This window comes from Cupriavidus sp. 207A1 (genome assembly GCF_057798955.1).
Map to the genome: position 1 here is coordinate 1 of NZ_JBYOJO010000029.1, position 8,013 is coordinate 8,013.

An 8,013-nucleotide genomic window follows, 5' to 3' on the forward strand; every position below is an offset into this window, starting at 1 on the left:
CAACCAAACCAAGGTACCAGGTGATGGTGGAGGATGACGGGATCGAACCGACGACCCCCTGCTTGCAAAGCAGGTGCTCTCCCAGCTGAGCTAATCCCCCCTCGGATAACTTGGTGGGTCTGGTAGGACTTGAACCTACGACCCCCGCCTTATCAAGACGGTGCTCTAACCACCTGAGCTACAGACCCTTGGCTGTAACAGCAAACAAACCGATAAGTGTGAACGCTAGGCTTGAGACACAAGCCTCTGGAAAGGAGGTGATCCAGCCGCACCTTCCGATACGGCTACCTTGTTACGACTTCACCCCAGTCATGAACCCTGCCGTGGTAATCGCCCTCCTTGCGGTTAGGCTAACTACTTCTGGCAAAACCCACTCCCATGGTGTGACGGGCGGTGTGTACAAGACCCGGGAACGTATTCACCGCGGCATGCTGATCCGCGATTACTAGCGATTCCAGCTTCACGTAGTCGAGTTGCAGACTACGATCCGGACTACGATGCGTTTTCTGGGATTAGCTCCCCCTCGCGGGTTGGCAACCCTCTGTACGCACCATTGTATGACGTGTGAAGCCCTACCCATAAGGGCCATGAGGACTTGACGTCATCCCCACCTTCCTCCGGTTTGTCACCGGCAGTCTCTCTAGAGTGCCCTTTCGTAGCAACTAGAGACAAGGGTTGCGCTCGTTGCGGGACTTAACCCAACATCTCACGACACGAGCTGACGACAGCCATGCAGCACCTGTGTCCACTTTCCCTTTCGGGCACCTGATGCATCTCTGCTTCGTTAGTGGCATGTCAAGGGTAGGTAAGGTTTTTCGCGTTGCATCGAATTAATCCACATCATCCACCGCTTGTGCGGGTCCCCGTCAATTCCTTTGAGTTTTAATCTTGCGACCGTACTCCCCAGGCGGTCAACTTCACGCGTTAGCTACGTTACTGAAGAAATGAATCCCCAACAACTAGTTGACATCGTTTAGGGCGTGGACTACCAGGGTATCTAATCCTGTTTGCTCCCCACGCTTTCGTGCATGAGCGTCAGTGACGTCCCAGGGGGCTGCCTTCGCCATCGGTATTCCTCCACATCTCTACGCATTTCACTGCTACACGTGGAATTCTACCCCCCTCTGACATACTCTAGCCTGACAGTCACAAGCGCCATTCCCAAGTTGAGCTCGGGGATTTCACGCCTGTCTTATCAAACCGCCTGCGCACGCTTTACGCCCAGTAATTCCGATTAACGCTCGCACCCTACGTATTACCGCGGCTGCTGGCACGTAGTTAGCCGGTGCTTATTCTTCCGGTACCGTCATCGACGCCGGGTATTAACCAGCGCCATTTCTTTCCGGACAAAAGTGCTTTACAACCCGAAGGCCTTCTTCACACACGCGGCATTGCTGGATCAGGGTTGCCCCCATTGTCCAAAATTCCCCACTGCTGCCTCCCGTAGGAGTCTGGGCCGTGTCTCAGTCCCAGTGTGGCTGATCGTCCTCTCAGACCAGCTACTGATCGTCGCCTTGGTAGGCTCTTACCCCACCAACTAGCTAATCAGACATCGGCCGCTCCTATCGCGCGAGGCCTTGCGGTCCCCCGCTTTCACCCTCAGGTCGTATGCGGTATTAGCTAATCTTTCGACTAGTTATCCCCCACGACAGGGCACGTTCCGATGTATTACTCACCCGTTCGCCACTCGCCGCCAGGCCGAAGCCCGCGCTGCCGTTCGACTTGCATGTGTAAGGCATGCCGCCAGCGTTCAATCTGAGCCAGGATCAAACTCTTCAGTTCAATCTCTGTGTGGACCCGAAGGTCCTCGCTCTTTCGAGCGGTCGCTCACTCTCAGAAAACTGACTGACCAGATCCGAAGATCCAGTCACGTTTTGCTGTGCGAGCACTGTATAACTTTTAAGCTAAAAGACCGAAGTCTTTCGCCTCCGCTATCAAGCGCCCACACTTATCGGTTGTTTGTTTGTTAAAGAACTTCGCTCACCGGCTTTGCCGTTCAGCGCGCTGCGTTGTCAGCAGCGAAGGAACGAGACTTTAAAGAAATTTTTTCGATTAAGCAACTGATTTCGAAAAATTCTTTATTGCCTGCACGCCCTCTTTCGAGTCAATTCTTGCGCGCCGTTCCTTGCCCGTTGCGCGATGCCTTGCGAACGAGGGGGCGAATCTTAATACCGGCGACGTCCGCCTGGCAAGCACTTTTCTTGGAAACAGAATAAGAGCCGGTTGCGGCACTTGATGCCGGTACCGGCTGCATGCAGGCAGCACTCATTCCCGCGCGCCGTATTAGCGCTGCCGTGTTACTGAGGAAACAGTGCCATCTGGCCCGACAACAGCGTTTCGAACTCATCGTCCAGAAAAGGCAGGATCGCGTCGGCAATCGGCTGCAGTTGCCGGCTCACATAGTGGGCATAGTCGATTGGCGCCGAGCGTGCTTCGAGCGGCTCTGGCCCGGCCACGGTCATCACATAGCTGATCCAGCCGCCGCGCTGGTACTGGGGTGGCCTGCCGTGGCGCGCGTTAAAGTCGTCGGCAAGGCGCGCGGCGCGCACGTGCGGCGGCACGTTGCGCTGGTACTCGTCAAGCCGGCGCCGCAGCCGCTTGCGGTAGACCAGTTCCTCGTCGAGTTCGCCGGCCAGCGTGCGGCGCACGATGTCGCGCACATAGTCCGCATACGGCTCGCGGTTGAAGACCTTTTCGTAGAGCGTCTGCTGGAAGCGCTGCGCCAGCGGCGACCAGTCGGTGCGCACCGTCTCCAGCCCCTTGAACACCATCTCGCACGTGCCGTCGGGACGCTCCACCTGGCCGGCATAGCGCTTCTTGCTGCCCAGCTCGGCGCCGCGGATGGTCGGCATCAGGAAGCGCCGGAAGTGCGTCTCGAACTGCAACTCCAGCGCGCTCTCGAGCCCGTAGGTCTGCCACAGGTGGTCGCGCCACCAGTCGTTGACGTAGGCCACCAGGCTGCGCCCGATCTGCGCGGCGTCGGCTTCGGTGCGGGCGCGGCGCAGCCAGACGAAGGTCGAGTCGGTGTCGCCGTAGATCACCTCGTAGCCGCGCGCCTCGATCAGCGCGCGGGTCTGCCGCATGATCTCGTGCCCGCGCATGGTGATCGACGATGCCAGCCGCGCATCGAAGAAGCGGCAGCCGCTCGAGCCGAGCACGCCGTAGAACGCGTTCATGATGATCTTGAGCGCCTGCGCCAGCGGTTTGTTGCCATCGCGCTTGGCGGCCTCGCGCCCCTGCCACACCCGTGCCACGATGGCCGGCAGGCAGTGTTTGGTCCGCGAAAAGCGCGCCCCGCGGAAGCCCGGCACCGCATCGGCATCGTCCGGATGCGCCAGGCCTTCGACCAGGCCAACCGGATCGATCAGGAAGGTGCGGATGATCGACGGGTAGAGGCTCTTGTAGTCCAGCACCAGCACGGATTCATACAACCCTGGGCGCGAGTCCATGACGAAGCCACCCGGGCTGGCCTCGGGCGCTTTCTCGCCGAGGTTGGGCGCGACCAGACCCTGGCGGTGCATCAGCGGTATGTACAGGTGCGTGAACGCCGCCACCGAGCCGCCGCTGCGGTCGGCCGGCAAGCCCGTGACCGTGGCACGCTCGAGCAGGAACCGCAGCAACTCGGTCTTCTCGAAGATCCGCGTCACCAGCTCGCAGTCGCGCAAGTTGTAGCGCGCCAGTGCCGGCTTGTCATGGGCGAACATGCGGTCGATGGCGTCCATGCGGTCGTACGGATTTTCGATGGCCTTGCCTTCACCGAGCAGCGCCTGCGCCACCCCTTCGAGGCTGAAGGACGGAAAACTCCAGGTGGCGGAGCGCAGCGCCTCGATGCCGTCAATGATCAGGCGCCCCGGCGCGCTGGCGAAGAAGTGCTGCTGCGCGTTGTGCTCGCGCCATTCCATTTCCGTGCCGCCGCGCCCAAGCCGCAGCGGCACCTGGAACCGGCGCGCCTGCTCCTGCAACACGCGCAGGTCGAACTGCACCAGGTTCCAGCCAATGATCGCATCGGGATCGTGGTCGGCCAGCCACTGGTTCAGCCGGTGCAGCAATTCGGGCCGGGTGGCGCAGTAGGTCAGCGAGAAATCGACGTCGACCGGCGATTGCGGCGCCGGCCCCAGCGCGTAGACCTGGCGCTGGCCGCAGCCTTCGAGCGCGATCGAATAGAGCTCGCCCGCCGCGCTGGTTTCGATATCGAGCGACACCAGGCGCAGCGCCGGCCGGTAGTCGGCCGACGGCTTCATCTGCGCGTTGCGCAGCACGCCGGCGCCATCCGCCTCGCCGTCGAACCACACCGGCGCGGTGATGAAGCGCTCCATCAGGTAGCGCTCCGGCGGGCGGATATCGGCTTCATACACGTCCACGCCGGCATCGCGCAGTGTCCTGGCCAACTGGATCAGCCGCCGGTGCTGGGCGCAGTACAGTCCCAGCACCGGCCTGCGCTGGAAATCGCGCAGCGCCAGCGGGCGCAGTTCGACCGCGCGCTCGCGCGACAGCAGTGCCTCGGCACGCTCGCGCTGCACCTGCGGCACAAAGGCAACCGATGGCTGCGGCGCCAGCCGTAGCCGGCGCGGCCCGTCATCCGTCGCCAGCCAGAATTCCACTTCGGTCCCGCCTGGCGTATCACGCCAGTGACGGGTCAGGATGAAGCCTTGCTGAAGTGCCACGTTGCAGAAACAGGAATGGAAATTCGCGCGATGCTGGCGCACGCAAGCCGACCGCTACGCCGCGCACCCGCTGGGTCGACCGCGCGCTGCATCAACCAGGCGCTGCGCCCCGCCTTGCCGCCTCGATGGTGGCAATGTCGATCTTGCGCATCGTCATCATCGCGTCGAACGCGCGCTTGGCCGCGGCGCGGTCCGGGTCGGTGATCGCCGCCAGCAGCGCACGCGGCGTGATCTGCCATGACAGGCCCCAGCGGTCCTTGCACCAGCCGCACTCGCTTTCCTGGCCGCCGTTGCTGACGATGGCATCCCACAGCCGGTCGGTCTCGGCCTGGTCGTCGGTCGCGATCTGGAACGAGAAGGCCTCGCTGTGCTTGAAGTGCGGGCCCCCGTTCAAGCCGACACAGGGGATGCCGGCGACGGTGAACTCGACCGTCAGCACATCGCCCTCCTTGCCGTCCGGATAGTCGCCCGGTGCGCGCATCACGGCGCCGACGGCGCTGTCGGGAAAGGTCTTGGCATAGAAATTCGCCGCTTCCAGCGCATCGCGGTCGTACCACAGGCAGATCGTGTTCTTGCCAGGCATGTTGAGTCTCCTTGAAGACACGGCGCCGGACCTCCGGCGCCGGTGGGCCAGCGTGCCGTTTCGACCGGCGCCGTTGGCCGGGACTCCAATGTCTCACACTCCGGGGGGCAATGCAGGCCGTGGCGGCGTCACATGGACTGGGAGCCCGCTGGCATGCTGCGCCCGAAGCACGCCGGCTTCGCTAGCCTTTGGCCGCGCGGACGAAGGCGTCGCGGGCGGTGATGCGCTCTACGTAGTCCTGGATGCAGCGGCTTTCGCGGATGCGCGGCGCACCGAACTGTCCCGCCCACGCCAGCGACGCGCCGAGGTAGACGTCGGCGGCGCTGAAGCTGTCGCCGAGCACGAAGGGACCCGGTGACAGGGCTTTTTCGATGGCGTCGATGACTTCGTCATAGTCGCCCCAGCCGACGGTCTGCTTGGGCAGCGGCGCCTGGGCACGCATCATGCGGTCGGTCAGCGCGGGCTCGAAGCAGCTGCCGCAGAAGAACAGCCACCGCAGCACCGTGCCGCGCGCGGACGAGCCCGGCGGCGGCATCAGCCCCGCTTTCGGATAGGCATCGGCGAGCCAGGCGATGATCGCGCCGTTCTCGGTCAGCACGGTGCCGTCATCCAGCACCAGCGTGGGAATCTTGCCCATCGGATTGATCGCCAGGAAAGCCGGCGCCCGGCTTTCCCCCTTGGCGATATCGAGGTGCTGCAACGCGTAGTCGGCGCCAACCTCCTCCAGCATCCAGCGCGCCACCGACGCGCGGCTCTGGGGGTTGTAGTAAAGCGTCATGGTCATACCGTCCTCCCGGCCTCGGCCCAATGGATTCGAGGCAGCAGGATAGCACCGACCCGGCGCCGTCAGTCGCTGAAAGCGAGCAGTTGCGCGCCTTCGGCAACCTGCTCGCCGATGCCGTAGAGCACTTCGCTGACGACACCGTCGGCGGGGGCACAGATGGTGTGCTCCATCTTCATTGCCTCCATCACCAGCAGCGGCGCGCCGCGCGCGACCGCGTTGCCGGCCTCGACCATCACGGCGATCACCTTGCCCGGCATCGGCGCGGTCAGCTTGCCGCCCTCGCCTTCGGCCTCGCCGGCATGGGCGAGCGGATCGAGCCAGGCCAGCGTGGCGTGGCGGCCGCCATGGAAGACGTGGAATTCGTCGCCATCCAGGTGGACCTGCCCGTGCGCGCGCCGCGTGCCGAGGTTGACGCGGATATCGTCGGCCTGGCAGGTATAGGCAAAGGGCGCGGCCTGGTCGGCGTAGCTCAGCGTGCTGCCGCGCTCGTTGCTGTCCAGCGTCACGTCGAGCACCTGCTCGCCATAGCCGAAGCGCAGCCTGCGCGACACGCCGCCGTTCAGCCGCCACGCGCCGGCGTGGGTCCACGGCGAGTGCTGGTCGGCGGCGTCGATGCGGAGCTGCTGGTTTTCGCGCGTCAGCAGCGCGGCCGCCGCCAGCGCGATCAGCTCCATGCCGACCGGCGCGGGCGGCGGGAACAGGACCGCCTCGTTGCGCGCGATCAGTCCGGTGTCGAGATCGGCGGTGCGGAACGCCTCCGACTTCACCAGCCGCTGCAGGAACGCCACGTTGGTCGACAGCCCGACCACGTGGTACGCCGCCAGCGCCTGGCGCATGCGCGCCAGCGCTTCGTCGCGGTCCTTGCCCCAGACGATCAGCTTGGCGATCATCGGATCGTAGAACGGGCTGATGGTGTCGCCCTCGCGCACGCCGGCATCGATACGCACGCCGGCCGGGCCGTGGGCATCCTCGCCGCGCATGAACTGCACCGCCGGCGGCGTGCGCAGGAAGCGCAGCGTGCCGGTGGACGGCAGGAACTGCTTGTCGGGATTCTCGGCGTAGATGCGTGCTTCCAGCGCATGGCCGTCGATGCGCAGTTGCTCCTGCGCCAGCGGCAGCGGCTCGCCCGCGGCGACGCGCAGCTGCCATTCGACCAGATCCTGGCCGGTGATCATCTCGGTCACCGGGTGTTCGACCTGCAGGCGGGTGTTCATCTCCATGAAGTAGAACGATCCATCCTGGTTGGCGATGAACTCCACCGTGCCGGCGCCGACATAGCCAACCGCCTTGGCCGCGGCCACCGCCGCCTCGCCCATGGCGCGGCGGCGCTCCTCGGTCATGCCCGGCGCCGGCGCTTCCTCCAGCACCTTCTGGTGGCGGCGCTGCACCGAGCAGTCGCGCTCGAATAGGTAGACGCAGTTGCCGTGCGTATCCGCGAACACCTGGATCTCGATATGGCGCGGACGGGTCAGGTACTTCTCCACCAGCACCTTGTCGTCGCCGAAGCTGGCGCTGGCCTCGCGCTTGACCGACGCCAGCGCGGCCTCGAAACCGTCGCCGGACTCGACCACGCGCATGCCCTTGCCGCCGCCGCCCGCACTGGCCTTGAGCAGCACCGGGTAGCCGATGCGGTCGGCCTCGCGGCGCAGCAGCGCCGGGTCCTGGTCCTCGCCGTGGTAGCCCGGCACCAGCGGCACCGCCGCCTTCTCCATCAGCTGCTTGGCCGCGCTCTTGCTGCCCATCGCGTGGATGGCGGACGCTGGCGGGCCGATGAAGACCAGCCCCGCCGCGGCGCAGGCCTCGGCGAACGCTTCGTTCTCGGACAGGAAGCCGTAGCCCGGGTGGATGGCCTGGGCGCCGGTCTCCTTCGCCATCTCGATGATATGGTCGGCGCGCAGGTAGCTGTCGCGCGCGGCGGCGCCGCCGATATGCACGGCCTCGTCGCAGAAGGCGACGTGGCGCGCCTCGGCGTCGGCATCGGA

4 protein-coding genes, 2 tRNA genes and 1 rRNA gene are annotated in these 8,013 nt (G+C 64.6%); all 7 read right to left on the bottom strand.

The annotated features are described in order from the left end of the window. Positions 1–24: 24 nt before the first annotated feature. Positions 25–100 (bottom strand) — tRNA-Ala (locus AC3FMM_RS31195). Positions 101–111: 11 nt separating this feature from the next. Next, positions 112–188 (bottom strand) — tRNA-Ile (locus AC3FMM_RS31200). Between the two features lie 62 nt (positions 189–250). Then, a 16S ribosomal RNA gene (locus AC3FMM_RS31205) occupies positions 251–1,782 on the bottom strand. 515 nt (positions 1,783–2,297) lie between these two features. Beyond that, the gene (locus AC3FMM_RS31210; protein ID WP_488688309.1) at positions 2,298–4,664 is read right to left on the bottom strand and encodes a DNA polymerase II; all 2,367 of its coding nucleotides are present in this window, start codon (positions 4,662–4,664) and stop codon (positions 2,298–2,300) included. Between the two features lie 91 nt (positions 4,665–4,755). Further along, positions 4,756–5,247 carry a VOC family protein gene (locus AC3FMM_RS31215; RefSeq protein ID WP_018003732.1) on the bottom strand — a complete coding sequence of 164 codons (492 nt, stop codon included), beginning with the start codon at positions 5,245–5,247 and terminating at the stop codon, positions 4,756–4,758. Between the two features lie 181 nt (positions 5,248–5,428). Then, positions 5,429–6,031 carry a glutathione S-transferase family protein gene (locus tag AC3FMM_RS31220; protein WP_115709494.1) on the bottom strand — a complete coding sequence of 201 codons (603 nt, stop codon included), beginning with the start codon at positions 6,029–6,031 and terminating at the stop codon, positions 5,429–5,431. A gap of 62 nt (positions 6,032–6,093) precedes the next feature. Next, on the bottom strand, positions 6,094–8,013 hold a 1,920-nt coding region (locus AC3FMM_RS31225), incomplete at its 5' end, for an acetyl/propionyl/methylcrotonyl-CoA carboxylase subunit alpha (protein ID WP_488688312.1).

What these genes read in the sequence shown, in the direction of transcription:
- AC3FMM_RS31215 (WP_018003732.1), bottom strand. Translation starts at nt 5,247, where the DNA reads ATGCCTGGCAAGAACACGATCTGCCTGTGGTACGACCGCGATGCGCTG.
- AC3FMM_RS31220 (WP_115709494.1), bottom strand. Translation starts at nt 6,031, where the DNA reads ATGACCATGACGCTTTACTACAACCCCCAGAGCCGCGCGTCGGTGGCG.